A 26,825-nucleotide genomic window follows, 5' to 3' on the forward strand; every position below is an offset into this window, starting at 1 on the left:
ACTGCCGGTCAGGCGCCAATGCTGGCTATATTCCTGCACCTGAGCATAGTTGTCGCGGGTTTAGTAGCGAATTGATGTCCTCGCCGATGGCTGGAGGCTGACACAGGATCGGGGTTTTTGGTGACGTGGGGGTGATGGGGGTCAAAAAAAGTGCGTGGTTTTGGTGCGTGAGATGAGTTTTTGTCGACGGTTTCTGGCGAAACTCTAATTCGTTTATGTATTAAAGATTAATTTTTATCCGTATCTGTACTAGGCTCATATTCAGGTTTCTAATCAAGGAGGCGGCCACATGACCACCTCATCGCAGGCCGTAACCCCACGCGAACAACTCGACGCCCCCGAAGCCGGTCGCGTCGCGCTGAAGTTCTTCTTCAACCTCATGGAACGCTGGGGCTGCAGCGCCGAGCAGCAACGCACACTGCTGGGCGGCGTCGGCAACACCACGTTTTACAAATACAAACACCTGCCGAACATACGTCTGCCTAACGACACCCTTGAGCGCATCTCCTACCTGATGGGCATTCACAAGGCGCTGAGTATCATCTTCAGCAACAGCCGTGAGCGTGCCTACACGTGGGTCAGTAGTCCGAACACGGCAGCGCCATTCAATGGCCAAACGGCGCTGGATTACATGCTGGCGGGTCGAGTGGTCGATATCGCCGATGTACGCCGCTACCTCGACGGGGTGCGCGGTTGAAAATGCCCGATTTGGTTGATGTGCCGTGGCCGCGAGCCTACCGGATCGTCAACAGCAGCTTCCCGCCGATTGCGTTGTTCGAAGACGTGCTCGATCCCGAAGACCTGGAAGTTGCCTACGCGATTGAAGCGCTGACCAACGATCGCCTGATCGAACAGGCCGGGGTTCTCGCCCGAGTGCGTCCCGAAGATCGACTTTCCGGCCCCGGATCGACTCCGGTGATGGCTGCATTTACTCATATCGGCAAACGCAGTCGTTTCTGCGACGGCACCTTCGGCGTTTACTACGCCGCGAGCAGTCAGGCTGCTGCCATCGCCGAGACCTGTTATCACCAGGAACGATTTCTTGTGGCGACTCAGGAAGCGGATCTTGAGTTGACCATGCGCACTTACGTCAATCGCGTGGTTAAACCGTTACACGATATCCGCCACGATCTCCCCGAGTTGCACAATCCGGATCCTGAGGCTTACGGACCGTCTCAGCTATTCGCCCGGCAACTGCGCGAAACCGAGTCGTGGGGACTGCTCTACAACAGCGTTCGCCTGCCGGGCCATGAATGCGTCGCCGCATTTCGACCTCCAGCGGTATCGATTCCGAAGCAGGGCAAGCATTTGCGGTATGTGTGGAGTGCGAGTCAGCAGAAGATTTCGTTTGTGTTTGAGATCAGTCAGGTCTGAAACGCAAAAAGCCCTCGTATCGGCGAGGGCTTCACGTGGCTGATTACATCAACGGCTTGTCCGGCGGCGCATCCATCACTTTCACTACATCATCGATCAACGCCTTGCTTAACTCCTGCAAATACTGCGAGGCATAAGCGTGAAGATCTGGATCGCGTGAGACTGAAGTGTCTGCAGTGAGCAGTCGTGAAATGTGAAGCAAGTGTGAGGCGTGGGAAAGGGCGGCGATTACCGGTACACCACGGTTGGTGCGGAACATTGCTTGATTGGAGTGGAAGGAAAAGTGGGTGAGGCCGAGGGTTTTCAGTTCTTGAGAGGTGGTCATTTCGCTTCACCTGCCGTTCGAGAAGGGCGGCGTGAAGTGACCGGGGTTACTGACGGATCAATGGCTTTCATTTGTTAACTCCCTGTATCAAATGAGAGCTGTCATTTTCGTTCTCAGGCGAAAAGGTGGCAGCTATGCGCAGGCTGAGAAACCGGAGATACAGGAACCCGGCAGACCCGAAGGTCTCCCACGCACAGCCGCCATTACACGTGGATGCGAACACAAAAAAGCGCCGGCAATCGTGATTTGGGGCGCTGGTGCGCCTGCATCTTACGCGGGTTCTCAGGCCCGGTCGCTGAATTGGCAGCGACGGGTTTGAAGGTAGCTTGGGGAGTACCAGGCGCGCAATCGTGGCCAGTAGTGGCTTTGCTTGGCTTCTCGTTACAGCAGATTTCTCAGGATTTCGCGCCGTGCGTTTTGTCGGTCATGACTTGTCCTTAGCCTTTTCTAAGCAACAAAACGAGGAGATCAGAGATGGTCGATGAACTGGAGCAATTCCAGCAGGATTTACTGGAGTCTGTACGTCAGATGAAGGCCGGTGAGGCAGCGTGCGTAACCCACGTACCGTTTTCTGCGGCGGAAGAACCGAGCGTCGAAGCGCCAAGCGATATTGGATTGGGAAACCTGATTTCCATTGAGTCCGCCAGTTAAGGACACTGAGAAAAGTTGCTTAACCTATTTACCTTTTTATGGGTACGCCATAATTATTGCCAGTTCATAACTTGGCATAGAAACGGAAATTCGAGCTTTGGGAGCGGTGCTTTCTGAGGGAAGGACGTCCGGCGAGTAGATCGACGTGCGAGGAAAGGAGGCGCTATTTCTATTGAAGCTGAAACGCTGCAAAAAATATAAACACCCCAGAAACAACAAAGCCCCAGCATTTCTGCAGGGGCTTTGTTTTGTATGGTACGGCACGTTGGCGCAAGGAAATGACCAAGCGGATAGGTTGCGGCAGGGCAGCTATGAAAGGGGATGAGTTGCCGCAGTGGGCACACTGATAAAAGTAGGCATTCATCACATCGCTGTGACCGTGCGAGCCGCCGGACGCTAATCGCACTTTGGGAGAATCATCACTGTGTGGCTTAGCCTTAAAGGTTCTTGCTACCTGGGTTGCTGTCGGCGACAGCGCCTTGCCCGATCTTTTCTACGTCTGTGGATAGTTCGTCATCTTGATCTTGGAGGAGTGACGTTCGCCCCGAACTGGCTCACTTACATGATTGCGTTAACTGCACGGCAGAAATGCCGTACTGAATCAAAATCAGCCCGCGGCCTAACTCCCCTCAATCAAAGCCCGCTCTTCCAGCCAGATCTCTTGAACAAACTGATCCGTAATCGCGTAAATCCCGTGCCCGCGTCGCATGATGATGTTCTCGGCAACCAGCGCAATCACCACCGGTTGAATCTCTTCGACCCGCACCTCTCGCCCGACGGACTTTGAATACTCAGCCGCTGCGTCAGTGGAGAAAATTCCGCGAGCATCGCCTTCTGTAGAGGCGATCTTGTTGAAAACGGCTTGAGCCAGGCTACCCAGTTGCTCGACTTTTTCCAGCTCGATGCTCGCCGCTGCCGAGCGCAATGTGCTGGCGATTACCGGTAGGAACACATCTGGCTCGCCCTCTTGCTGTAAGAGTTGGCGTAGGGCCTTCAGCATTTCTTCAGGTCGATTGCCCAAAGTGTCGAACGCTTCGATTGTAGCTTCGAGGGACGGTAATTTGTCCTGCTTCACGGTCATTGCGAGTCGGTTGAGCAGGAATTCAACGTAATCGCCTTTCAGCAATGGATAGGCTGCTGACGTGGCTCCGGAAAAGGCGTGGTTGCGTTTGGCGGGTAGTTCGCTGACTTGCGCTCTGTGCGAACCTGTTCCGATAAATAGAAAGTATCCCGGCGTTTTCGGACGAGGGTTGATTGCATCGCGAGCGGCTTTGAGTGCCAGGAGCAGCTGATTGCCGTCGTCTGAGGAAATGGCGTGCTGCACCTCGTCAATGATCAACACCAGATCAGTCTTGGCTTGATCTACGACTTCGGTGAGTGCTTGCGCCAGTGTTGGGCCGTCGACGTTGCCAATGCTGTCGAGTTTGAAGCCGAACTTGAATCCAGCGGCGCCGATTTCAACATTGCTGACTCGCTTGAATGTTTCCAAGGCAGAGGAGCCCGGCGTTTGCAGATCTTTCAGGGTTTCCCGGATGGCGTTGTGCACAAGCGTTGCCGGGTTGGCCAGAGTGTCGCTCCATAAGTCGACGTAGATGACCAAAGCACCTGCTTCTTCCAAGGCCGGGATAAGGTCGTTCCTCAGAAACGTCGTTTTGCCTGTGCGGCGCAGGCCAGATAGAAATAAACCTGAGCGCAGACCTTCGTCGAGCACACCTGGATTGAGAAGCTGGTTAGCCATTGACTCGGCCAGTTCTGGGCGCTGAAAAATGCTGCTCATACGATTACACCTTTTTATGTGTACACCATAATTATTGCTATTTCATAATTTAGCATAAAGATGGAAATGTGAACCGTTGGTTCAAAGTCCGCGCTTTCGAAGTGTGTAAGAGGAAGTGTGGCTAATCGCGCGAAGTGCGAGGGGAGAAGCTATTTTCACCGAGGGTAAAACTGCCAGGAATATAAACATCCCAGAAACAACAAAGCCCCTGCATTTCTGCAGGGGCTTCGTTTTGTATGGTGCCGGCACCAGGAGTCGAACCCGGGACCTACTGATTACAAGTCAGTTGCTCTACCAACTGAGCTATACCGGCGTGTGGGCGACGATTATAGCGATTGGGAAGATCCTGTAAACCCCTGAATTCAGACTATTTTTGCATCGCAGCAAATTAAGCCCTGCGCAATGCGTAACGCAGCATTTGTGCCTTACGCACGATAGGGCTGTTTTGCAGGTCAGGCAGTGGAGTTTCGGCTTTCGCGAGGGCGAAATTATTCGCTCGGCGAGCCCATTATTCGGCGGTTATGTCGTTTTGATTGGCAGCTTATGCACAACTGAGAGGCACGAAGTCATACTCAGGCGAGGTTTTGTGAACCCATTCTCATTTTGTTCGCAAATCCCTGTTTTACAGGTTTTTTATTTATGTGAACAAAAAATGACCAGCGCTGTTAACGCAGCGAAACAGGCGCAGATATTGGATCCATGGGAAAACCATCAACAGAGTTATCCACAGGCTGTGATGTTTTAAACGCGTTCGGCCAGTACCAGCAAATTACGCGGAGTCAGCGGGGTGTCGCAGAAGGTGCCGAGGCGGACGGTGTAGCCCTGTTGTTCAAGGAAAAGCGCCCGATCCAGATTCAGCCAAAGCTCCAGCGGCCGTCGGAACAATCCGCGAAGCAATTCGAGGTTGCGAACTTCGGCCAACCGCTGCCAACCGACCGCTTCGAGTGCGGACCAATCTGGCGAGCCGATTGTGGATAACTCTTTCAGCGCTGCCAGATCGCGGCAGTAATCGGCGAAGGTTTTGTCCAACCAGGCGCTGGGCAGAGAGGGCGTTGGCAGGTATTCGTCGACGCCACGCACTTGCCGTTGCAGCAGGTCGAAGGCCAGACGACGGGCCATCGAGGTGTCACGCTGGCGTCGGACGCGTGCCCCGGCGGTGACGGTTTCGCTCATCGGCAGCGCCAGATCTTCTACCGAGAGCTGTAGGAGCGATACCGATCCTTCGCAGGACAATGCCTGATATTCGCTGCGACTGATGCGGTTGTAGCAGCAGGGCGCGATCGCCATTTGCTGGCAACCTGCAGCGCTGGCCAGTTGCATCAAACGTACATGCAGATCCCCGCAGGCGTGGAGAGCGACGGGTGTATGGGTGGCGTTCAATACGGCTGGGGCGTCCGCCGCAAGCACATCCTGTTCGACATGCAGTGCATGTAAGTGATGACGCTGACTCAAGGTCTGACCGCTGGCGACCAACAGAGGGTCGTATTCAACGCAAGTCAGTTGCTGTCCCGTGCCCAATAAGCGCCGACCCAAATGCCCCTTGCCCGAACACCAATCCAGCCAATGCGTCGGCTGCGAGGCAAAGGACAAACGACTGGCAAATGCCTCGATCTGCCGCCACTTGCGTCCCGGCACATCGACATTCAACCGATGCCCCGCAGCTTCCAGCGCATGCCCCGGCAACTCACCAACAGCACTCAGTTCAGCCGACAATGCCGCCAATGTAGCAAACGGCTCCGGCGCATCAACAAGATCAGCAGGTTGGTTGTGAGCGTTTTCCGCCTCTTCCAGCGACCGCCCGCGTAGCCACAAGGCCAGTTCCGGGTAGGACGCTTCCCAAGCAAGCGAAAGATGAGTGAACGGTCGAGGTTTCCACAGTGCCTGATGCTCAATCAAAAAAGCATCCAGCGCCGTGAAGCGGGCGAGTAAGTCCTCGCCCGTCAGCACGTAGGAAGTATCAACGCCCTTGGCAGGCATCGACGCGCAGCCAGCGCTCCAGCAGCTTGAAGCCGCGTACCAGCACGTAAGCCATCAACAGATAGAACACGCCCGCCGCGAAGAAGATCTCCACCGGCAGATAGGTGCGGGCAATGATCGTGCGCGCCATGCCGGTCAGTTCCAGCAAAGTCACGGTGCTGGCCAGCGCGCTGGCCTTAAGCATCAGGATCACTTCGTTGCTGTAGGCCGGAAGGCCGATGCGCGCGGCACGCGGGAGGATGATGTAGAACATCGCTTTCGGCTTGGACATGCCCAAGGCTCGTGCCGCTTCGATTTCGCCCGTCGGAATTGCTTGAATCGCCCCGCGCAAAATCTCGGCGATATACGCAGCGGTGTGCAGCGTCATGGTCACTGTCGCGCACCAGAACGGATCGCGCAGGTACGGCCACAACGCGCTTTCACGCACCGCGTCGAACTGCGCCAGTCCGTAATAAACCAGGAACAGCTGAACCAGCAACGGCGTGCCACGGAAAAAGAAGATGTAGGCGTAAGGCAGCGAGCGCACGTACCACAGCTTCGAAGAGCGGGCGATGCCCAGCGGAATTGCCAACAACAGACCGGCAATCACGGCGATGGCCACCAGCTCCAGGGTCAGGGTCGCGCCCTGCGCCAGTTTCGGCAGCCACTTGATGATCACTTCCCAGTTCATGAAGCGCTCCTCGCAAAGCCGCGAGCGGCGCGTTTTTCCAGGAAGTGCATGCCGGTCATCGCCAGCACCGTAAGGCCCAGGTACATGATCGCGGCGACCATATAGAAGGTGAACGGTTGTTTCGACACGGTCACGCCGATTTGCGCGTGACGCATGATTTCTTCCAGACCGATCACCGAGACCAGCGCAGTGTCTTTCATCAGGATCATGAACAGATTGCCCAGGCCGGGCAGGGCGATGCGCCACATCTGCGGCATGATCAGCCGGGTGAAGATCCGCCATTTCGACAGGCCCAGGGCCTGGCCGGCCTCACGGTGGCCTTTGGGAATGGCGAGGATCGCGCCGCGAAACACTTCCGTGGCGTAGGCGCCGAAGCACAGGCCGAGGGCAATTACGCCGGCGGCGAAGGCGTTGAGTTGCAGGTCGGGGTTGCCGAAGTACTCACCGAGGGCGCGCATCAGGTTGACCGTACCGAAGTAGATCAACAGCACCCAGAGCAATTCCGGGACGCCGCGCACAAGGGTCGAATAGGTGCCGCCAAGCCATTGCAGCGGCTTGTACGGGGAAGTCTTGGCCAAGGCGCCGAGCAGGCCGAGCACCAGACCCAGGCATAGGGCGGTGAGGGCCAGTTGGACGGTCATCAGCGCGCCGGCAGCGAGCGCCGGGCCGAATCCGTAGAGGTCGATAATCATGGGTTTCTGTTCAAATTGCGGCAGGCAAAGTCGGGAGCCGGCGCCGTTGCATCACGGCGCCAGTCCCACAGGTCAGGATCAGTAGATGCTGAACGGGAAGTACTTGTCGTTGATCTTCTTGTAGGTACCGTCGGCGACGATTTCCTTCAGAGCAGCGTTCAACTTCTCACGCAGGGGGTCGCCTTTGCGCACAGCGATGCCGATCTTGTCGCTTTCTACGACCGGGTCACCTTTGAACTCGTAGTTCTTGCCAGCGTCGCTTTTCAGCCAGTCATAGTTGGCGTACTTGTCGGCGAGGATCGCGTCGACACGACCGGAAGTCAGGTCGAGGTAGGCGTTTTCCTGGGTGTCGTAGAGGCTGACTTTGATGTCATCGGCGTAGGTGTCTTCCAGCCAGGTACCGGCCAGAGTGGCGCGCTGAGTACCGATGGTCTTGCCTTTCAGCGAGTCCTTGTCGGTTTTGAAGTCGACGTTTTTCGGGGCGATGAACTGCAGCTTGTTCGAGTAGTACGGGTCGGTGAAGTCGACCGCGCCTTTGCGCTCTTCGGTGATCGACAGCGAGGAGATCAGGAAGTCGAACTTCTTCGCGTTCAGGGCCGGGATGATGCCGTCCCAGTCGGAAGTGACTACGGTGCACTCGACTTTCATCTTCGCGCACAGAGCGTCGCCGATGTCTTTGTCGAAGCCGACCACGTTGCCGCTGGCATCTTTGTTGTTGAACGGCGGGTAGGCCGCTTCGATGCCCATCTTCAGGGTTTCAGCCATGGCCCCGGCGCTGAACGCGAGGGTGACGGCGGCGGCCAGGAAGACCTTCTTGAAATTCTGCATGCATGTTGCTCCGTTAGCGGTTGCTGGACATGAATTGTTTGCAGCGCGCCGAAAGCGGGTTTTCGAACACCTGCTGAGGCGATCCTTGCTCTTCTATCAGGCCCTGATGAAGGAACACCACTTCGCTGGAGACCTGACGGGCGAAGCCCATTTCGTGGGTCACGAGCAGCATGGTGCGGCCTTCTTCGGCCAATGCGCGGATGACACTAAGTACTTCCTGAACCATTTCCGGGTCAAGCGCCGAGGTGGGCTCGTCGAACAGGATAACCTTCGGTTGCATCGCCAGCGTACGGGCGATTGCCGCGCGCTGTTGTTGACCACCGGACAATTGCGCCGGGTAGGCGTGGCGCTTGTCGGCGATGCCGACCTTGGCCAGCAGCGCTTCGGCGACTTCGATGGCTTCGGCTTTGCTCTGGCCGAGCACGCGGCGCGGTGCCTCGATGATGTTGTCGAGGATGCTCATGTGCGGCCACAGATTAAAGTTTTGAAACACAAAACCAATCTCGGAGCGCAAGCGGTTGATCTGCTTGCCATCGGCGGCAACCAGTTCGCCATTTTTGGCGGCCTTGAGCTTGAGTTCTTCACCGGCTACGAGAATCTGGCCCTGGTGCGGGTTTTCCAGCAGGTTGATGCAACGCAGGAACGTGGACTTGCCGGAACCGGAGGAACCGAGGATCGAGATCACATCGCCGTCGCGGGCGGTCAGCGAGATGCCTTTAAGCACCTCAAGCTGTCCGTAGCGTTTGTGCAAGTTGCGGATTTCAAGCGCGGGCGTGGCCTCAGCCATGTGCGTTCCTCATATATGTTGCGCTCCAGCTGTTGGATGGCCGTCCTGGCGAGGCGGCCAAGCTAGCATAGCGTTTCAATGGCAGCCAACAGCGCTTCGAGCGGTTAACGGGTGGCATGTGGCAGGTTGTCGCATCGGCACAGCAGACTGTCGCCCCATCAACAACCGAACGGGTGTTTGATCGTGCAAACCCGCGGGTGTCGCGTAAAAAAAGGCGCGATGTTGCCAGCTTTGGCGGGGTGTTGGAAGCGCTATCCGGCCGATCGTTCCTGATTCGCCCTTTTATTGTGCATCCCACACTTTTTCAGTGTGTTTCTGGTGCGCGAATTCGTCCTGAAAGTGAGTCGCAGGGTAACGCTCTGGCGAATAGCCATTAATCTCAAGGACTTGCGATGACTGTCCGGTCTCGCGCAAAACCGCAGCCCAGAAGAGTTTGAAACATTTTGGCGCATTTATTGCGTGCAGAATCCGGAACGCCTCGTTGGTTTCTTTTTACGAGAAAGAAAATTCCAGACGGGCCGGACGCAATCGCTTTCCTCGCAAAGGTAGTTTCGATGAGCAGTACCCCAAGCTCCAATGGCCTCGAACAGGGGCTCAAACCGCGTCATGTGACCATGTTGTCGATCGCCGGTGTAATCGGCGCCGGTCTGTTCGTTGGCTCCGGCCACGCCATCGCTGCCGCCGGCCCTGCCGTGCTGCTGGCTTACGCCGCCGCCGGTACCCTGGTGGTGTTGGTGATGCGCATGCTCGGCGAAATGGCCGTTGCCTCGCCGGACACCGGTTCGTTCTCGACTTACGCCGACCGTGCCATCGGGCACTGGGCCGGTTTCACCATCGGCTGGTTGTACTGGTGGTTCTGGGTTTTGGTGATTCCACTGGAAGCCAACGCCGCGGCAACCATCCTGCACGCCTGGTTCCCTGATGTTGGCATCTGGGCGTTCGCGCTGATCATCACCATGCTGCTGACTATCACCAACCTGTTCAGCGTGAAGAACTATGGTGAATTCGAATTCTGGTTTGCCCTGATCAAAGTGCTGGCGATCATTGGCTTCATCATCCTCGGTCTGGCGGCGATCTTCGGCTTCCTGCCGAACAGCCAGGTCAGTGGCGTTTCGCACCTGTTCGACAGCGGCGGCTTCCTGCCTAACGGCATGGGCGCGGTATTGGGCGCAATCCTGACTACCATGTTCTCCTTCATGGGTACCGAGATCGTGACCATCGCGGCCGCGGAATCGAAGAACCCGGGCAAGCAGATCTCCAAGGCCACCAATTCGGTGATCTGGCGGATCGGCCTGTTCTACCTCGTATCGATCTTCATCGTTGTGGCCTTGGTGCCTTGGAACGATCCTACGCTGGCCAACCTCGGTTCCTACCAGACCGTGCTTGAGCGCATGGGCATTCCTAACGCCAAGATGATCGTCGACATTGTGGTTCTGGTTGCGGTGACCAGCTGCCTGAACTCGGCGCTGTATACCTCGTCGCGCATGCTCTTCTCCCTCGGCAAGCGTGGCGATGCACCGGCCATGGCGACCCGCACCAACAAAAGCGGTACGCCTTACTGGGCGGTGATGCTGTCGACTGGCGCAGCGTTCCTGTGCACCTTCGCCAACTACGTGGCCCCGGCGGCGGTGTTCGAATTCCTGCTGGCCAGCTCCGGCGCGATCGCACTGCTGGTGTACCTGGTGATCGCTTTCTCGCAACTGCGCATGCGTAAACAACGCATGGCGCGCGGCGAGAAAATCGTCTTCAGCATGTGGCTGTTCCCCGGCCTGACCTACGCGGTGATCATCTTCATCGTCGCGGCTCTGACGATCATGCTGTTCCAGGAAGCGCACCGCGTGGAAATCCTCGCGACTGGCCTGCTGAGCCTGATGGTGGTGGCAGCCGGTTTGCTGGTAGCACGTCGTCGCAAGCTGGAAAAACGTGGCGCGGTGGTGTTGAACTGATCCGTAACGCGTAATGCAAAACGGCCGCTGTCAGTGATGACGAGCGGCCGTTTTTGTTTCTGAGCGTAATTTATTCGCTCTTGTCTTCCTGCGCTTCCACCGACTTGCCATAAGCATCCAGCGCAACCCCGAAATCGGTGATGAACTGTGGCTCGCTCAGCCAGGCCTGGGCCTCTTCGATCGTTGCGCCTTCGGCCCACATGCGGTAGTCGATCAACATGTCGGCGGCCAGGTGGGTGGCGGCCATGCCTTCGTTGTCGGCGTTTTCCATGTCCAGCAGCTCTGGATGGTCAACGATGACGAACGCCAGTTCGCGCAGCAGGGTCAGCAGCATTTCGTTGCGGCTGATGGCTTCGGCGTCGCGCATTTTGCTGAACATCGCCAGGGTGTATTCCGGGATCGGCTCGGCGAGGTGGTCGATGTCTTCGTCCTGCTCCAGTGGCTTGCGGCCGACCATACGGATTTGCTTGGCTTTGGCCTTGGCGCGTTTGGCGCGTTTCTGTTGCTTGTTCAGGGATGCCATGGGAACTCAGTTCTTCTGCTGGGTTTGTGCGGCAATCGCGTCGGACGCCGCTACATAGTCGGCCTGGAAGGCCGGGGATTCGATCCACGCCAGCGCGCCGGCCTCGTCGGTTTCCTGCGACCACTGGCGATACTCGATCAGCGCGGCGAGGATGAAATCCATCGCGCCTTCTTCGCCTTCCTGTTCGTAAACCAGTTCCAGCAGCGGGTCTTCGAGGAACGCGCTGCACAGGGCCTGCTGGCTGATCTTCTCCGCGTCGATCATTTTCTTGAACAGTTCGGTCAGATCCACCGATTCGAAGTCGATGCGATCATCGTTCGGGTCCAGCTCGACCGGCGCTTCGGCGCGTTTGGTGCGGTTCTGCTTGGCCTTGGCTTTGGCCCGGGTGGCGCGTTTTTGCTGCTTGTTGGCGGAGGCCATGATGTGTTCCGTCGTACGTTGAGAGGGCTCAGCTGCGCGGGACTTGCCGCCCCGGTGTGTCGGGTGCCAGTGCGCCGGTTTGCAGCCAGGTCAGAGCGATGGGCCATAGTGTGGCTTGGTATGCGCTGCGAAAAAAGGCGAAATGTCCGACTTGTTGTTCGCCGATGTCCTGCGGCTCGATGCGCAGGTGGGTTTTTGCAGCGTTATTGAAGTAGTCGAGCAGGCGTTCGATGGCCGGAATCGTGCCGTAGGGATCGTCGCTGATGCTGATCGCCAGTGTCTGTGCGCGGACGTTGGCGAAGGGCAGGGCGCCGATCTTGTTCATCAGTGCGCGACCACTGGGGCGCAGTTCGTAACGTGCAGCAGGCGTGCTCCAATCGTGCACAACGCCTTTCGGCGTATCTTCCAGCCAGCCGAGTCGCTTGCCGGGGAAAAAGCCGCAGAACAGCGTCAGCAACGGCATCAGCACATGCCATTTGCCGAACATGCGCCAGCGCTGGTCGGGGGCGTAATCGCGCCAGAAGGCGAACTGCGCGCCAACGGTGACCAGCCGTCGGATAACCCGCCCGGATTCGCCGAGCCCTGCCGCGCAACCGCCAAAACTGTGGCCGACGACGTCAATTGGCTGACCGGGAAACTCCCGTTGTGCGCGTTTGAGCATCGCTTCGAAATCCAGTGCGCCCCAATCTGTCCACGAGGCGTTCAAGCCTTTGATCGACGCGGATCGTGATTCGCCGATGCCGCGGTAGTCGTAGGTCATCACGTCGAAGCCGTTTGCGAACAGATAAGCCGCGAAACGCGAGTAGTGGCGGCAACGTACCGACGTGGCGGCGCTGATGATCACTACTGGGCGTTGGCTATCAGGCAAGAACTGACGCCAAGTGAAACCGCCAAGTGCAAAACCGTCGGCCGCAGCTTCTTTGAAAGGCTCACCTTGCTCGGCAGTCAAGGTTGGCGACCCTGACTGCATGTCTTGCCTTGTGGGCGTGTCCTGACAGCTCATGACGCTCGACCTTGAAGAGTAAGCTGACAACGATAGTCTCAGCGCCGCCCGGCAACAATCCGCAAGTTTTACTCGGTGGATTGAGTGAGCCTGCGCTCCTCGATCAACGCCTGTTCGCGATTGAGTTCTGCACGCAGCTCTTCTTCACTCGGCAGGATCGTCTTGTAACTGCTGGCAAACAGTTGCTCATTGCCCTTGAGCATTGAGTAGCGCGCCACCGAGTCGTTGCTCTCGGCAGACAGAATAATCCCGACTGTCGGCTTGTCGCCCTCGCTGCGCATGAGCTCGTCATACATGCGCACATACATGTCCATCTGCCCGACATCGCGGGCGCTGAGCTTGCCGCGTTTGAGATCAATGATCACAAAGCATTTGAGCAGGTAGTTGTAGAACACCAGATCGATGTACAGATCGACGCCGTCGGTACTGATGCGTTGTTGGCGGGCGACAAAGGAAAAGCCTTTGCCCAGCTCAAGCAGAAAGCCCTGCAAATGGTCGATAAGAGCTTGTTCGAGACCGCTTTCCCTGACCTTGCCTGCCGAGGGCAGACCGAGAAATTCGAGCATGACGGGATCGCGAATGAATTCACGCGGGTTGCATTTCAGCGCTTCGATATTGGTGGTGGCTTCTTCGATCACATCGGCTTTGTCGCGACTCATGAGAAGCCGCTCGTAGTAGAGCGTGAGGATCTGGCGGTCGAGGGCGCGGCTCGACCAGTTCAGGTTGGCGCATTCATCCATGTACCAATGGCGTGCTTTTTCATTGGTCACGCCCAGAAGCCGACGATAGTGGGTCCAACTCAATTCGTGACGCAGTGCGTCACGAATTGGAAACGCCTGATAAAAGAGGCGCATATAACGCAGGTTGGAAGCGTCAAAACCCTTTCCGAATTGCGCCGTCAGATCTTTCGCCAACAACACGAGCAACTGTTTTCCATAGCCCGCACGCTGGGCTCCCTCTTGTTCAAACTCGACAATATGCCTGCCGATCTGCCAGCAGGTCTGCACTTGAATCGTATCCACCGCACGCAGCACTTTTTGCCGCGCCTGGCGAATCAGTTCGCCCAGCTCCCCCAGCAACGAATCGATTTTCGGGTCTTGCGTGTCAGCAGGTTTTAGCGGGCTCATCGGCTCTTCCACATCGTTGGATACAGGCGTCAAAGCATGCCAAGAGTCGCCGCGTGGGTATGTCGGGCGAGCCGGTTAAATGGGACGGAAGAAGGGATTGATGTTGCAGGACGTTGCCGCTGAAAGAGGCGTCAGAGAGTAATGGCCTGTAGTCCATTTCGTACACGTGCCAAGTTCCAAACAATCTAAAACCCGCCCCGATACGAAAAATCTAAAAGGAGTAACGGTTGGGTTCTGCAAGAACCCGGGAGTCGTGATCATGAAACGCGTTCTTTCATTCATGCTGCCCATCGCCGCCGTCGCTGCATTGCTGTTTCCGGTGATGTTGCAGGCAGCCAGTCTTGACCCTGTCGACAGTGCCGGGGTGCAAGTTCAGCAGCAACAACAGAACGGCGTCACTTATCTGGCCGGCGGGATCGGTGAGGATGAGGCGAAGGCCATTCAACAAACCGGCGGTTACAACCTGCACATGACGTTCGCTGTGGGCGCGCAAGACGAGTACACCGCTGATGTCGATGTGATGATTGAAAAGTCGCCAGGGCAAACCCTACTGACGCTTAACCAGACGGGCCCGTTGGTATACGTGCAACTACCGCCCGGCAAGTACACGGTGGTGGCCACGCGTAAAGGCGAAACGCGGCGCGACGTGACAGACGTTGGTGCAGGCGTTCCGCGCAATCTGGTGTTCCACTGGAATGACGCTGGATAGCGATGGATGTGATGGCGAAGCCGAGGCGCGAGTACAATCCCGCGCCTCATCTTTGTGACGTAAGGAAACGCTGGTTTGAAAGGGATTTTGCGTGCGGTTTGTGTCATCGGCCTGGTATTGCAGTTGAGCGGCTGCGGAACGTTTATCGGGCGCTTGAATGACGGCCTGTCCGATGCCCAGTATTACCGAGGGGTTGATGGCAGCCTTCACCTGCTGGGTGTGCGTGGTGGTGGTAGCGATGGCATGCCGGCGGCGATCGTCTGTTACATGATGATTGTCTGTCCGGTTATCACCGTCGTATCCCTGCCAGTGGATGCCGCTCTGGACACGGTTTTGCTGCCGGTGGATTACATCAATACGCTTTAGGTTTTCTTTGCGCGGCGCTTGCTCTTCGGCGTGTGCACGGGCTCTTGCACTTTGCGATAGATCCACACGCCGAACACTCCCACTGCCAGCAGAAACACTGTGCCAACGCTCTGCCAGAAAAACTCGAACCAGAACCGCCGAGGCTGCAGGGCCAGGGTGTAAGTGCTGCGCGGGCCGCGATTGTTGGTGGTGATAGAGCCGGTGATCCAGCTGTCGATCAGCATCCAGATCGACAACCCAATGGCGACAGTAATCAGCAAAGCAACGAGAACAGTCAGCCAGTAAGTCACGCGACTTGGGCGATAGGGTGGCGGATGGGGCAGAGGGACGCGGGTTTTTCTTTGGTTCATGACGCTTGGGACCTGTTTCCGGTATTGATGAACTGCGCTATCTGGCTCGCCAATTCCATTGCGCGTGGCGGGTTTTCCCTGAGCCACGTCGATACAGCGTGGTCACACCCCGGCAGCACGATTTTTCTGAGCTGGTGGGGGGCCAGGCTCTTTTCAATGGCCTGGATGACTTCATACGGAATCGCGCTGTTGATCGCGCGCGCGCCCATTTGCTGCGCCCCGGCAGACGTCCCGGCGATCCCGCCAAAAGCAGTTGCCTGAAGACCGTCATACTCGCCGATCATCAGCAAGACCTCGCCGTCGAACGTGCGCAGGAACTCCAGCGATGTCGAGTCGAGAAAACCGTAAGGCACAGAAATGGCACGTTTGAACGGTGGACCAAACGGTTGCTGCCAGGCCGCCTCCGCGTACAGGGCCGGACAGACCAGCACGATGCGCCTGACTGAAGCGCGATGCGCTTGCGCCACCTTGAGCGCGAGTGCGCCCCCCAGACTATGGCCGATCACCGTGCTGAGTTCGCCGCCAAGATGACCGGCAAACTGCAAAGCCTCCTGAAGGTTGTGCGTCAGTGAAGTCTCCTCCAGGGCGAGGTCAGCGCTTGGACCGTGGCCGGAAAGATTGAAGCTCAGGCTGGCAATTCCCTGCGCCTGCAAGGGATACAGGATGGCGTTGAGTCGCGAATAGTCAGAGCGGGCACCGTGAATGGCCAGCACCTTCGGCGTAGACGTTTCTGCGGCGGAACCGGCTAATACGCGACCTTCCAGTTGGTAGCCGGCGAAGGTTTGCGCAAAGAAGAACTCAGGGCCGGTTGGCGCCTCGTCGAACTGCAACCGAGAGCGAAGTCGCGACGCGCCGGTCAGCGCCAACCGATTGATCACAGGGCTGCCAGGGTGTGCAGGACCGCAACCCGCAATGGATTGGTCTCCACGCTCAGCAGCTTGATCGCCAGGGCGCAGCAGACCACGATCAACATGGGTTTGATCAAGCGTGGGCCGACGCGGACGGCCGCTCTTGCGCCCAGTTGTGCACCGAGGAAAGCTGCCAGAGCCATGGCAATTGCGATCGGCCAGATGATCACGCCTTTGGTGATGAAGACAGACAGCGAACCCAGATTGCAGGAGGCATTGGCCAGTTTGGTGAAACTCATGGCCCGCATCATGCCAAGCCCGCAGAGCAGCACGAAACCAACGATAAAGAACGAGCCTACACCCGGGCCGAAGATACCGTCGTAGAAGCCCAGGATCGGCGCCACGGTGAACGAGAAGAGCAGAATGCCGATTCTCTTGCGTCGATCCTCATTGGCCAGTTTCGGCGAGAGCGCAAAGTAGATCGCCACCAGAATAAGCATCACGGGTACGCACACTTCCAGATAGCGCTTATCAATAGAACTGACCAAGAGTGCCCCGCTGGCGCCACCCAGGAACGCGCAGATAACCAGGAAGCGCCCCTCGCGCCACTCAATCATGCCTTTGCGAGCGAACGTGACCGTGGCTGAAATAGTCGCCGACGCGGCCTGAAACTTGTTTGTGGCAATCGCACTGATCGGGTCGACACCGGCCAGAAACAAGGCAGGCAAAGTAATCAATCCACCACCCCCGGCAATCGCATCAAAAAAACCGGCGCAAAAAGCCACAAGCGCCAACATGCCAATTACATCCCAAGCCATTACATTTTCCCTTTTATAGTTATTGGCCAGACATCCACATGACTGGCCATGCTGCAGCTTCGACGTGCGCTAAGTATCAGCCCTGAATCAGCAGCGGATCGTCTGAGATGACAATGGGGGATGAGAACTTCGACAGGCCGAAGATGCGCACCAATACACGTCGGTTGTCTTTGATGACATCGCGACAGTGCAGCGCCCGGACGTTATTGATCACCATGGCCGACTCTTGCGTCAGTGTGTATTGCACCGGTGTTGCTTTACCCACGCTTTGGCAAAGCGCGGAGTACGCCTCTTTGACAAAGTCCGAGGCGTTGTCGTTGACCGAAAAACGGTACGAGTTGAATCGCGCGGCGAATCCGACGTTGTCATCGAACTCCAGAATCGAAACATTACGGCCATCCTCGCCCTTGCCACTGACGAAAGAGTCGCTGCGGGTGAACTGGAAGCTGCCCGTTGTGAGTGCGAGGCATCCGGTGACGCCGATTTCATCCAGCAGGGGTGGCAATGGAATCACCGAGGTGGGCTCCAGGCTTGGATTCCATAGCGCCGACAGGATCAACGACGAGGGCGAGGGCGAATGCCCGTCCTGCGCGTTCACAGCGCACCAGTACGGCGCTTCGGTGTGCGGGCCGAGGGCGAGACCGGAGTGGGAACTCAGCTCTTTGATTTCCGGTTCGTCATTGATTTTGGTCAGTCCGCCGCCCTTGAAGTTAGCGACGAGTCGGACCAGTTTGCCTTCGTTGTCCATGTCGTAGGCAAAGGAGCTGTTATCCACCAGTTTCAACAGAATCTGATTACGTGCCGCCAGACACAGTACGTCGTGACGATTCTCCAGAGCGACCAGCTCGGGAAGTTCATCCGGTGGGCTGGTCTCGGTGAATGTTTGCATCCCCTCAAAAATCAGCAGGGAAACCAAGCCGTCGGAATAAGCGCCAAGCAGTTCACATTGACCTTTGGAAAACGAAAACTTCAACTCGGTCGCTGCCAGCGAGGCTTTGGATTTTGCGCCTGCGGCTTGTGGCCCGCCCATGGCTGCCAGTTCTTCAGAGAAGGTGTGCAGCAGCTTTGCTTGTTGCGTGTCAAAACTGAAAGTTCTGACTTCCTGTTCAACTAAAGACTCAACGGTTTTATTGGTTTGTTGTAGGACTTCGGTCATTGGTTACATCCCTGTCGTATCGGCTCCCGTTATATTTTTTGTGGGAGCTGTTGGCTGTTTCGATGATGCAATGCGTGCCGAGCGCACGCACAGATCCGGACGTGGGCGAGTTGATACAGGTCTGGTTTTTTCGGGAGGGCACAGGGCGCTGTGACGCGACAGTTCACACAAGTGTTGAATGCCGGGTCAATGTTTGCTGTCGCTTGCCTGACAGTTGAAACAACAGCAGATGACCTGCGCTGAGGTCTTGTCCTCCATGACAACTTGATGAGGGGGCTTGGTTCTGCGAGCGATCCTGCTCGCAGACGCAACTCTCCTGCTGCCTGCAATAACCTCGGTAGGTTCCGAGGGTTCCGGGCGCGGAGTGCGTTATTCGGGTAATGCGTTAAATGCCGGTCGTCAGGACTGAAGTACTCGGCGATTATTTTCGACAGTCAGCAATGACCTGCCGGAAAAAGCTGACGGAGCCTAACATCAAAATAATGGCCAGCAAAAGCACTGGAAGAGGGTGAGGTGTGGCTTATCAAATCGCAGGCATAAAAAAACCCTGAATCTTGCGATTCAGGGTTTTCGGTATTTGGTGCCCAGAGACGGAATCGAACCGCCGACACGGGGATTTTCAATCCCCTGCTCTACCGACTGAGCTATCTGGGCAACGGGGCGCATTAAAAGGGTTTTTCGGATTTACGTCAACGACTTTTTTAAAATTTCTTAAATTAATTCCGTCGCTTACGATCCGACCCCCGATTTTGCGGGGTTTACTCTGCAGGCGGAACGTAGCCTTCGGCCTTGGCGTATTCCTCGCCGGAGAAGTACTTGTCCATTTCGCCCTGAAGATATTTGCGGTCTTCGGCGTTCATCATGTTCAGACGCTTTTCGTTGATCAGCAGGGTCTGGTGTTTCTGCCAGTCAGCCCAGGCCTTGGCCGAGACGTGGTCGAAAATATCCTGACCTTTGGCGCCCGGGAAAGGAGCGCGGTCCAGCGCGGGCAGTTCTTCTTTGTACTTACGGCACATTACGGTGCGGGTCATGGCGACACTCCTGCATTCAAGACGGCGGCCGCGCGTTCGAGCAAGGTTTTGACCGGGGCGGCGAGGCCCAGGCGCGGCGGGGTGGCGAGGTTATACCAGAGCCAGTCGGCCTCGGCCACGTGATGGGCGGCCTCCTGCACCTGAACCAGCCAGGGTTCGATGGACAGCTGGAAATGGCTGAAGGTGTGGACAAGGCTCGGCAGCGCCTGCTGCTCGCCCATGGTCAGCGAGTGCTGATCGGCGAGATGTTGCAGGTCGTCGAGGTCGTCGAGTTCCGGCAGGCTCCACAGGCCGCCCCACAAACCTGTTGAGGGTCGGCGGTAAAGCAGAATCGCGCCGTCGCCGTTGGCGAGCATCGGCATCAGCGTGCGCTTCTGCGGGATGGCTTTGCGCGGCTTGGGAATCGGGTAGCGAGTTTCGAGGCCGAGCATGTGCGCTTCGCAGCCACGCTCCAGCGGACACAGCAGACAGCTCGGCTTGCTGCGGGTGCAGAGTGTTGCGCCAAGATCCATCATCGCCTGGGTATAGGCATTGACCCGATCGTGCGGCGTAAAGCGCTCAGCGTTGGCCCACAGCTGTTTGGCGACCTTCGGCTCGCCGGGGTAACCCTCTTGCGCAGTAAAACGCGCCAGCACGCGTTTGACGTTGCCGTCGAGAATCGGCGCGCGCAGGCCCATGCTGATGCTGGCGATGGCGCCAGCGGTGGACAGGCCAATGCCCGGCAGATCGGTAAGCTTTTCAACGTCACGCGGAAACTCGCCAGCGTACTGGCTGACGACGATCTTTGCGGTCTTCTGCAAATTGCGTGCGCGGGTGTAGTAACCGAGCCCGGTCCACAGATGCAACACTTCGTCTTCGGGGGCTTCGGCCAGCGCTTCGACCGTCGGCAGTGCGGCCATGAAACGGTCGAAATAGTTGAGCACGGTGCTGACCTGGGTCTGCTGCAACATGATCTCCGACACCCACACCCGGTACGGGTTGATGTCCTGCTGCCAAGGCAGATCGTGGCGGCCGTGGCGGTCGAACCAATCCAGCACCGCCGTGGAAAATTGCTCCGCTCTCATCGCTTGAACAGCCCCTTCAATGCGTTTTTCAATTCCGGGCTGACCTTGTCACCGAGTTTCTCGTCGATTTTTTCACTGAGCTTGTCGCCGGCCAGTTTGGTTGCGACCTGACCGAGGCGATCGTTGTCGACGCGGCAGGCCTTGGCGCCCAGCTCCAGCGGGCCGCGGCAGCGCAGCGGCCATTCGACACCGACGAATTTTTCGCCGACCTGACACGCCGGATCCGGTATGGCGCTGGTGTCGCCCTCGACGATGATGCCGACGCGGTAGTCCATGCCGAGCACGCGCAGGTCGATGTCGCCGTCACCGTTGACAGTCATGCCGGGGATGCGCACTTTCAGGTCAGGGTTGCTGGCAATGCCGTTGCGGAAGGTCAGGTTGCCCTTGAGTTCCTGGAACGGCGTGTCTTTGCCGCGTGGCTCGCCGCTGAGGGTTTTGCGGTTGAGCGTGGCGATGCCTTTGCACAGTTGCTGTTCAAGATTGGCGTTGAGCAGCACGCCGTTGTTGATCACGAAACCGGCGTTGCCGTTCAGCGTGTCGATCAATGCCTGCTGACTATTTCCGCTGCCGGTCACGTTGCTGGTGAGGGTCACCAGACCTTTGACGGGAGGGTTCTTGCCTTGGCTTTCGAGGATTTTCTCTACAGGCACACGATTGAGCCTGGTCTGCAGGTTCAGTACCGGAGCGCTTGGGCGCACATCGAGGGTGCCGTTGGCTGCAAAACCACCGTTGTACAACTCGCCGCTCAGGTTGGTCAGGGTCAGCAAGCCGCCCTGGCCGGTAGCCTTGAGCGCTGCGTTCTGGATTGGCAGTTTGTCGAGGGTCAGCTGGCCAAAGGTCAGATCGGCATCGACGTCGAGTTTGGCCAGGCGTTCAACCGGCAACAGGCGCTCGGTACTCCAGGCGGTTTTGCTTGGTTTGTCCGGCAGAGGCGTGGAGCCCGCGCCGGCCATGGCATCGGCTTCGGTGCTGGCGACTTCGGCCTGGCGCGTTTGTGTGGCGTTGGCGGCTTTTTCCGATTTTGGTGGCAGGTAACGGTCAGCGTTGAACGTGTCAGCCTTGAGGATCGCCCGCAACGATTGCTTGGCGAAGTCTTCGACGGCGATGCGGCCGCTGAAGCTGCTGTCGTCGAGTTTCAGGTTGATGTTGTCGAAGGCGATGCTGGTTGGCGTGGCCGCTACGCGGCTGACCAGTTCGACCTTGCTCAGACTGCCTTCGGCCATGGCCGGGAGCTTCTGGCCAACGCTGTCGACGAACTTCGCCAGATCGAACTGGGCGATGGAGATGCCGCCGGTGATCTGCGGGGTCTTGTCGAGGTCGTTGGCTTTCAGCTCGCCCAATGCGCGCAACTGGTTGGCGGAGATCTTGATGCCAGTCCATTCGGCGACGTTCGCAGCTTTATCGAGCAACAACTGCCCTTGAGCGGCGAAGGTCATGGTCTTGCCTTGCAACGGATCGCCAGCCAGTTCGCCGGAAAGCTTCAGGTCTTCAAACTTGTAGCGTTGCAGGGCGCGTTCGATACGCAGCTCGCCGGTGAGTTCGGTACGCACGCGCAGAACCGGCTGATTGGTACCGAGGAAGGCAGTGGCTTTCACCGGGATATTCGTCGAATCGTGTACCGGGCCGGTGCTCAGCTGGATACTTTCGGCACTGAATTGCTTGCCGGTCTTCTCGTCGTTGTACTCAACACGGGCGTTGTTGACGGTCAGGCTGTCGATGTCGAGGCGGATCGGCTGTGGTGGTTTTTCCACGGCTGCTGTGGTTTCGCTGGGCGGTTGGCCTGGAGTAGCAGCTGGCGGCGTCGCACCGGCGGGTGCGGGCACCTTGCCGATGTCTTCCCAGTTGCCGTGGCCGTCCTTGTCGCGGTTCAGGCGCAGGTTCAGGCCTTCGACGCGCACGTCGCTCATCTGCACTTCGCGGCGCAGCAGCGGCAGCACGCGCACGGACAGACCGAGCATCTGCAAATCGGCAAACGGTTCGGCAGGTTTGACCAGGGTGGCGACGCTGGCCTCGTGCAATTCCAGGCCAAGCCATGGGAACAGGCTCCAGCCGATATCGCCATTGAGCGTCAGCTCGATGTGGGCCTTGTCGCGGGCTATCTGGCGGATCTCGTCTTTGTAGTCGTTGGGATCGAAGAGGTGGGTCAGGGCAAAGCCTGCCGCCACAATGATCAGCAACAGCCCGAGAAGTACCAGACCCAGGATTTTGCCGAACGCTTTCATGGGCGAGTCCTTGTAGTTAGTCGAATTCGTAATTTAGCCGGGGAGTATAGCGCTGCAAGCACCCGGTTCGCTGTGACGTCATGTTGCCAGGACCTCCAGCGGCACCTGCAATTTGGCGGCGAGTGCCTGAGCCTCAAATTGTCCAATAGGAGCCAGCAAACGCAGTTCGGCCCCCGATTGCGACGCCATTTTCCGCGCTTGGTTCACCAGCCGCTCGGCTACCCCACGGCGGCGGGTAACTTTTCGTACGCATAAATGGGACAAGTACCAAACGTCGTGGTGCTTTTGCAGACGCGCTGCGCCAAGCAGGCGATCGTTGAAGCGTCCGGCAATCAAAGTCCCGTCTGCGAGGGCGCTTTCGATCAGTTCAGCCTCCCCGGAAAACGGCGCGAGCAGCCATTCCGGGGCATCGCGATAAATCTTCTGCAAATCCTGCTGATCCTGATAACTGGCGTCTTTCAGGGCTTGGACAACGATCGGCATGGCGTCTTCCTGAGTGGTACGAGAACAGATGACATAAAAAAGGTGATATCAGTTTGGTTTTTCTGTCACGTGCAAATGGTAACCTTCGCCCGTTCGTCCGTCCTTCTGCGACTTAACGTCGCGCCTTCAAGGAGCTTCACCCAAAAAAACGGTCATGCCTGCGTGCATAAAGGCCGGGGGTGAACAGTGGCTGGCGAACCATACTAATAATTGGGGGATACACAATGAGCACGAGCATCACGGCGGACGGCCTCAAAGCCGATCAGCCCGCGTTCCTGTCCAAGGAACGCATCATCGCCAAGCCCGGTTTCAACCGTTGGCTAGTCCCACCGGCCGCTCTGGCCATCCACCTGTGCATCGGCATGGCCTACGGCTTCTCGGTGTTCTGGTTGCCGCTGTCCAAGGCGCTGGGCGTTACTGCTCCGGTGGCTTGCGCACCGGACATGAGCTTCATCGCACAAGTGTTCTCGTCGCAATGCGACTGGCCGATCTCGATGCTCGGCTGGATCTACACGCTGTTCTTCATCTTCCTCGGCTGCTCGGCAGCGATCTGGGGTGGCTGGCTGGAACACGCAGGGCCACGCAAGGCCGGTGTGGTATCGGCACTGTGCTGGTGCGGCGGTCTGCTGATTTCGGCGCTGGGTATTTATACCCACCAGATCTGGCTGATGTGGATCGGCTCCGGCGTGATCGGTGGTATCGGTCTGGGTCTGGGCTATATCTCGCCGGTTTCGACCCTGATCAAGTGGTTCCCGGACAAGCGCGGCATGGCCACCGGCATGGCGATCATGGGCTTCGGTGGCGGCGCGATGGTCGGTGCACCGCTGGCAACCGCGCTGATGAGCCACTTTGGCTCGGCTGAAGGTGTTGGCGTCTGGCAGAGCTTCGTGGCCATGGCTGCTATCTACTTTGTGTTCATGATCGGCGGCGCTCTGGCTTACCGCGTGCCGCCAACCGGCTGGAAACCTGAAGGCTGGACCGCTCCGGCGAAAAAAGCTTCCAATTCGATGATCACTCATCGCCACGTGCACGTGAATGTGGCGTGGAAAACCCCGCAGTTCCGTCTGGTCTGGCTGGTGCTGTGCCTGAACGTCTCCGCCGGTATCGGCATCCTCGGCATGGCTTCGCCACTGCTGCAGGAGGTGTTTGGCGGCAAGCTGCTGGGTGTTGATGTGCCGTTTGGCCAACTCGATGCCGGGCAACTGGCCTCGATCGCCGCGATCGCTGCCGGCTTCACCGGTCTGCTGAGCCTGTTCAACATTGGTGGCCGCTTCTTCTGGGCCTCGTTCTCGGACTACCTGGGTCGCAAAAACACCTACTTCGTATTCTTCGCCCTGGGTTTTGCCCTGTACGCGCTGATTCCGAACATGGGCCATCTGGGCAACGTTGCGCTGTTCGTGGCGGCGTTCTGCATCATTCTGTCGATGTACGGCGGCGGTTTTGCCACTGTTCCGGCTTATCTGGCCGACCTGTTTGGTACGCAGATGGTTGGCGCGATCCACGGTCGTCTGCTGACGGCGTGGGCTGCGGCTGGCGTGCTCGGTCCGGTGCTGGTGAACTACCTGCGTGAATATCAACTGAGCATCGGCGTTGAACGCGCTGCCGCTTACGACATCACCTTGTACATCCTCGCCGGCCTGCTGGTGCTGGGCTTCCTGTGCAATCTGCTGGTGCGTCCGGTGGCCGACAAGTACTTCATGACCGACGCGGAACTGGCTGCCGAACAGGCGCTGGGTCACGACAAGGGTGCTGATGCCAGCACCGTTCTGGAGTGGAAAGCCGCGCCGGGCAGCAAGCCGCTGGCAATCGCCGCGTGGTTGGCAGTGGGTATTCCGTTGGCGTGGGGTGTGTGGGTGACCCTGCAGAAGACGGCGGTACTGTTTCACTAAGGTGTTAGCTGAATAAACACCGAACCTGTGGGAGCGAGCCTGTTCGCGAAGACGGAATGTCAGTCAACTTAATTGTTGGCTGACCCACCGCATTCGCGAGCAGGCTCGCTCCCACATTTGTTTTTGCGCTGCCTGTAATGGCTTGTATGGACATGTCTACCCGCGACAGCCGGGCGTTCTATCCGTCAGCCATCTCACCTCTCGTGTTTCTGTTTCGGCCCCGCGTGCCTATAATGGCTGCCTTTTTCGCCCAATGATTTTGCGGAGCTGGTGATGGCCGAACGTAAGGCTTCTGTCGAGCGCGACACTCTGGAAACCCAGATCAAAGCCTCGATCAACCTTGATGGCACCGGAAAGGCCCGATTCGATATCGGTGTTCCTTTTCTTGAGCACATGCTGGATCAGATCGCCCGTCACGGGTTGATCGACCTGGATATTGAATGCAAGGGCGATCTGCATATCGACGACCACCATACGGTGGAAGACGTCGGTATCACCCTCGGCCAGGCATTTGCCAAAGCCATTGGCGACAAAAAAGGCATCCGTCGCTACGGCCACGCCTATGTGCCGCTCGATGAAGCGCTGTCGCGCGTCGTCATCGATTTCTCCGGTCGTCCAGGCCTGCAGATGCACGTGCCGTACACCCGCGCCACCGTCGGCGGCTTCGACGTTGACCTGTTCCAGGAATTCTTCCAGGGCTTCGTCAATCACGCGCTGGTCAGCCTGCACATCGACAACCTGCGTGGCACCAACACCCACCACCAGATCGAAACCGTGTTCAAGGCTTTCGGCCGCGCCCTGCGCATGGCCGTCGAGCTGGATGAGCGCATGGCCGGGCAAATGCCATCGACCAAAGGCGTTCTGTAATGCAGACGGTTGCAGTTATCGATTACGGCATGGGCAACCTGCACTCGGTGGCCAAGGCCCTCGAGCACGTCGGCGCCGGTAAAGTGCTGATCACCAGCGATGCTGCGGTGATTCGCGAAGCTGACCGCGTGGTGTTCCCCGGTGTTGGCGCGATTCGTGACTGCATGGCGGAGATCCGTCGCCTCGGTTTCGACTCACTGGTGCGCGAAGTCAGCCAGGATCGTCCGTTTCTCGGCATCTGTGTCGGCATGCAGGCATTGCTCGACACCAGCGAAGAGAACGACGGCGTCGACTGCATCGGCCTGTTCCCGGGCGCGGTGAAGTTCTTCGGCAAAGACCTGCATGAAGACGGCGAACACCTGAAAGTCCCGCACATGGGCTGGAACGAGGTGAAGCAGAAGGTCAGCCACCCGTTGTGGCACGACATTCCGGACATGGCGCGTTTTTACTTCGTGCACAGCTACTACATCGCTGCCGCCAACGCGCGGCAGGTGGTCGGTGGCGGTCATTACGGCGTCGATTTCGCTGCAGCGCTGGCCGATGGTTCGCGTTTCGCTGTGCAGTTCCACCCGGAGAAGAGCCATACCCATGGCCTGCAATTGCTGCAGAACTTCGCCGCGTGGGACGGTCGCTGGTAAATGGCTGCCAAGAAATCCAAACCGCCGATCCTGACCCTCACTGCCGAGCAGGAGAGTGACGCCAATCGCAAGATTCAGCGGTTCATGGAAGACCGTTTCGAACTGGACCTGGGTTCGTTCGAAGCGGCGGAAATTCTTGAGCTGTTTACCCGCGAAATTGCTCCGCACTATTACAACAGGGCGATTTTCGATGTGCAGACCCACCTCAAAGAGCGGTTTGAAAGCATCGAAAGCGACCTGTGGGCGCTCGAAAAAAATTAGGAGCAGCTGTAAGCCGCAAGCTT

Annotated in this window: 29 protein-coding genes and 2 tRNA genes; 10 read left to right on the forward strand and 21 right to left on the reverse strand. The window is 57.8% G+C overall.

All coding sequences use genetic code 11. The annotated features are described in order from the left end of the window. The first annotated feature begins 289 nt into the window (after window positions 1-289). Window positions 290-697 carry an MbcA/ParS/Xre antitoxin family protein gene (locus VY732_RS01435; RefSeq protein ID WP_123592950.1) on the forward strand — a complete coding sequence of 136 codons (408 nt, stop codon included), beginning with the start codon at window positions 290-292 and terminating at the stop codon, window positions 695-697. Window positions 698-699: 2 nt separating this feature from the next. After that, window positions 700-1,374, forward strand: coding sequence for an RES family NAD+ phosphorylase (locus tag VY732_RS01440; RefSeq protein WP_331693552.1), 675 nt, complete (start codon window positions 700-702; stop codon window positions 1,372-1,374). Window positions 1,375-1,417: 43 nt separating this feature from the next. On the opposite strand, the gene VY732_RS01445 is transcribed toward VY732_RS01440, so the two are convergent. Next, window positions 1,418-1,699: a DUF3077 domain-containing protein gene (locus tag VY732_RS01445; RefSeq protein WP_116029289.1), complete on the reverse strand. Its 282-nt coding sequence runs from the start codon at window positions 1,697-1,699 to the stop codon at window positions 1,418-1,420. A 474-nt stretch (window positions 1,700-2,173) separates the two neighbouring features. On the opposite strand from VY732_RS01445, the gene VY732_RS29870 reads away from it, so the two are divergent. Further along, on the forward strand, window positions 2,174-2,350 hold the full coding sequence (locus VY732_RS29870; protein WP_419789276.1) for a hypothetical protein: 177 nt from the start codon (window positions 2,174-2,176) through the stop codon (window positions 2,348-2,350). A gap of 619 nt (window positions 2,351-2,969) precedes the next feature. Here VY732_RS29870 and VY732_RS01455 read toward each other — a convergent pair. The 7 genes from VY732_RS01455 to VY732_RS01485 form a co-directional block, all read right to left on the reverse strand. Beyond that, on the reverse strand, window positions 2,970-4,127 hold the full coding sequence (locus VY732_RS01455; protein ID WP_331693554.1) for an AAA family ATPase: 1,158 nt from the start codon (window positions 4,125-4,127) through the stop codon (window positions 2,970-2,972). Between the two features lie 237 nt (window positions 4,128-4,364). After that, window positions 4,365-4,440, reverse strand: a tRNA-Thr gene (locus VY732_RS01460). 428 nt (window positions 4,441-4,868) lie between these two features. Further along, on the reverse strand, window positions 4,869-6,104 hold the full coding sequence (locus tag VY732_RS01465; protein WP_331693555.1) for a methyltransferase: 1,236 nt from the start codon (window positions 6,102-6,104) through the stop codon (window positions 4,869-4,871). Further along, window positions 6,085-6,774 (reverse strand): ABC transporter permease, encoded by a 690-nt coding sequence (locus tag VY732_RS01470; RefSeq protein WP_137218346.1) that lies wholly within the window; start codon window positions 6,772-6,774, stop codon window positions 6,085-6,087. The genes VY732_RS01465 and VY732_RS01470 overlap by 20 nt, the downstream gene beginning before the upstream one ends. Then, on the reverse strand, window positions 6,771-7,466 hold the full coding sequence (locus tag VY732_RS01475) for an ABC transporter permease (RefSeq protein WP_077570291.1): 696 nt from the start codon (window positions 7,464-7,466) through the stop codon (window positions 6,771-6,773). Before VY732_RS01475 ends, VY732_RS01470 begins: the two co-directional genes overlap by 4 nt. Window positions 7,467-7,544: 78 nt before the next feature. Beyond that, window positions 7,545-8,294 (reverse strand): ABC transporter substrate-binding protein, encoded by a 750-nt coding sequence (locus VY732_RS01480; RefSeq protein WP_034153033.1) that lies wholly within the window; start codon window positions 8,292-8,294, stop codon window positions 7,545-7,547. Between the two features lie 13 nt (window positions 8,295-8,307). Further along, entirely contained in the window at window positions 8,308-9,081 is a 774-nt protein-coding gene (locus VY732_RS01485) for an ABC transporter ATP-binding protein (protein ID WP_007909167.1), read from the reverse strand. Window positions 9,082-9,635: 554 nt separating this feature from the next. Between VY732_RS01485 and gabP the strand changes: the two genes are divergently transcribed. Continuing rightward, the gene (gabP, locus tag VY732_RS01490) at window positions 9,636-11,027 is read left to right on the forward strand and encodes a GABA permease (protein ID WP_077570293.1); all 1,392 of its coding nucleotides are present in this window, start codon (window positions 9,636-9,638) and stop codon (window positions 11,025-11,027) included. Between the two features lie 70 nt (window positions 11,028-11,097). Here gabP and VY732_RS01495 read toward each other — a convergent pair whose 3' ends face one another. The 4 genes from VY732_RS01495 to VY732_RS01510 all read right to left on the reverse strand — a co-directional run bounded on the left by VY732_RS01495 (window position 11,098) and on the right by VY732_RS01510 (window position 14,100). Further along, a complete protein-coding gene (locus VY732_RS01495; protein ID WP_331693559.1) occupies window positions 11,098-11,550 on the reverse strand; it encodes a hypothetical protein in 453 nt (150 codons plus the stop codon). A 6-nt stretch (window positions 11,551-11,556) separates the two neighbouring features. Continuing rightward, complete coding sequence (locus tag VY732_RS01500; RefSeq protein ID WP_016986326.1) at window positions 11,557-11,970, reverse strand: hypothetical protein; 414 nt, start codon at window positions 11,968-11,970, stop codon at window positions 11,557-11,559. A gap of 28 nt (window positions 11,971-11,998) precedes the next feature. Next, window positions 11,999-12,973 carry an alpha/beta hydrolase family protein gene (locus VY732_RS01505; RefSeq protein WP_077570297.1) on the reverse strand — a complete coding sequence of 325 codons (975 nt, stop codon included), beginning with the start codon at window positions 12,971-12,973 and terminating at the stop codon, window positions 11,999-12,001. A gap of 68 nt (window positions 12,974-13,041) precedes the next feature. Then, window positions 13,042-14,100, reverse strand: coding sequence for a PDDEXK nuclease domain-containing protein (locus VY732_RS01510; RefSeq protein WP_331693560.1), 1,059 nt, complete (start codon window positions 14,098-14,100; stop codon window positions 13,042-13,044). Between the two features lie 259 nt (window positions 14,101-14,359). On the opposite strand from VY732_RS01510, the gene VY732_RS01515 reads away from it, so the two are divergent. Beyond that, window positions 14,360-14,809, forward strand: coding sequence for a carboxypeptidase regulatory-like domain-containing protein (locus VY732_RS01515; RefSeq protein ID WP_116029284.1), 450 nt, complete (start codon window positions 14,360-14,362; stop codon window positions 14,807-14,809). Window positions 14,810-14,884: 75 nt separating this feature from the next. Next, on the forward strand, window positions 14,885-15,175 hold the full coding sequence (locus VY732_RS01520) for a YceK/YidQ family lipoprotein (RefSeq protein ID WP_077570303.1): 291 nt from the start codon (window positions 14,885-14,887) through the stop codon (window positions 15,173-15,175). Here VY732_RS01520 and VY732_RS01525 read toward each other — a convergent pair. The 9 genes from VY732_RS01525 to VY732_RS01565 form a co-directional block, all read right to left on the reverse strand. Continuing rightward, entirely contained in the window at window positions 15,172-15,525 is a 354-nt protein-coding gene (locus tag VY732_RS01525) for a hypothetical protein (protein WP_212620595.1), read from the reverse strand. The genes VY732_RS01520 and VY732_RS01525 overlap by 4 nt on opposite strands. Continuing rightward, on the reverse strand, window positions 15,522-16,403 hold the full coding sequence (locus tag VY732_RS01530) for an alpha/beta hydrolase (RefSeq protein WP_331693562.1): 882 nt from the start codon (window positions 16,401-16,403) through the stop codon (window positions 15,522-15,524). Before VY732_RS01530 ends, VY732_RS01525 begins: the two co-directional genes overlap by 4 nt. Continuing rightward, window positions 16,400-17,191, reverse strand: coding sequence for a TSUP family transporter (locus VY732_RS01535; RefSeq protein ID WP_007909181.1), 792 nt, complete (start codon window positions 17,189-17,191; stop codon window positions 16,400-16,402). The genes VY732_RS01530 and VY732_RS01535 overlap by 4 nt, the downstream gene beginning before the upstream one ends. A gap of 76 nt (window positions 17,192-17,267) precedes the next feature. After that, window positions 17,268-18,347 carry a hypothetical protein gene (locus tag VY732_RS01540; RefSeq protein WP_331693563.1) on the reverse strand — a complete coding sequence of 360 codons (1,080 nt, stop codon included), beginning with the start codon at window positions 18,345-18,347 and terminating at the stop codon, window positions 17,268-17,270. Window positions 18,348-18,925: 578 nt separating this feature from the next. Then, window positions 18,926-19,001, reverse strand: a tRNA-Phe gene (locus VY732_RS01545). Window positions 19,002-19,105: 104 nt separating this feature from the next. Next, on the reverse strand, window positions 19,106-19,378 hold the full coding sequence (locus VY732_RS01550) for an oxidative damage protection protein (RefSeq protein WP_016986336.1): 273 nt from the start codon (window positions 19,376-19,378) through the stop codon (window positions 19,106-19,108). Then, a complete protein-coding gene (gene mutY, locus VY732_RS01555) occupies window positions 19,375-20,442 on the reverse strand; it encodes an A/G-specific adenine glycosylase (protein ID WP_077570311.1) in 1,068 nt (355 codons plus the stop codon). Before mutY ends, VY732_RS01550 begins: the two co-directional genes overlap by 4 nt. Continuing rightward, window positions 20,439-22,664, reverse strand: coding sequence for an AsmA family protein (locus VY732_RS01560; protein ID WP_331693566.1), 2,226 nt, complete (start codon window positions 22,662-22,664; stop codon window positions 20,439-20,441). Before VY732_RS01560 ends, mutY begins: the two co-directional genes overlap by 4 nt. Window positions 22,665-22,742: 78 nt before the next feature. After that, window positions 22,743-23,147, reverse strand: coding sequence for an acetyl-CoA sensor PanZ family protein (locus VY732_RS01565; protein WP_077570315.1), 405 nt, complete (start codon window positions 23,145-23,147; stop codon window positions 22,743-22,745). A gap of 224 nt (window positions 23,148-23,371) precedes the next feature. Between VY732_RS01565 and VY732_RS01570 the strand changes: the two genes are divergently transcribed. The 4 genes from VY732_RS01570 to VY732_RS01585 all read left to right on the forward strand — a co-directional run bounded on the left by VY732_RS01570 (window position 23,372) and on the right by VY732_RS01585 (window position 26,802). Further along, a complete protein-coding gene (locus VY732_RS01570) occupies window positions 23,372-25,036 on the forward strand; it encodes an OFA family MFS transporter (RefSeq protein WP_077570317.1) in 1,665 nt (554 codons plus the stop codon). A 273-nt stretch (window positions 25,037-25,309) separates the two neighbouring features. Then, entirely contained in the window at window positions 25,310-25,903 is a 594-nt protein-coding gene (gene hisB, locus VY732_RS01575) for an imidazoleglycerol-phosphate dehydratase HisB (RefSeq protein ID WP_007909204.1), read from the forward strand. Then, window positions 25,903-26,541: an imidazole glycerol phosphate synthase subunit HisH gene (gene hisH / locus VY732_RS01580; RefSeq protein ID WP_007909206.1), complete on the forward strand. Its 639-nt coding sequence runs from the start codon at window positions 25,903-25,905 to the stop codon at window positions 26,539-26,541. The genes hisB and hisH overlap by 1 nt, the downstream gene beginning before the upstream one ends. After that, entirely contained in the window at window positions 26,542-26,802 is a 261-nt protein-coding gene (locus VY732_RS01585) for a DUF2164 domain-containing protein (RefSeq protein ID WP_064117035.1), read from the forward strand. Window positions 26,803-26,825: the final 23 nt, after the last annotated feature.

Source organism: Pseudomonas sp. ZY71 (assembly GCF_036542145.1).
Lineage (GTDB): Bacteria > Pseudomonadota > Gammaproteobacteria > Pseudomonadales > Pseudomonadaceae > Aquipseudomonas > Aquipseudomonas koreensis_A.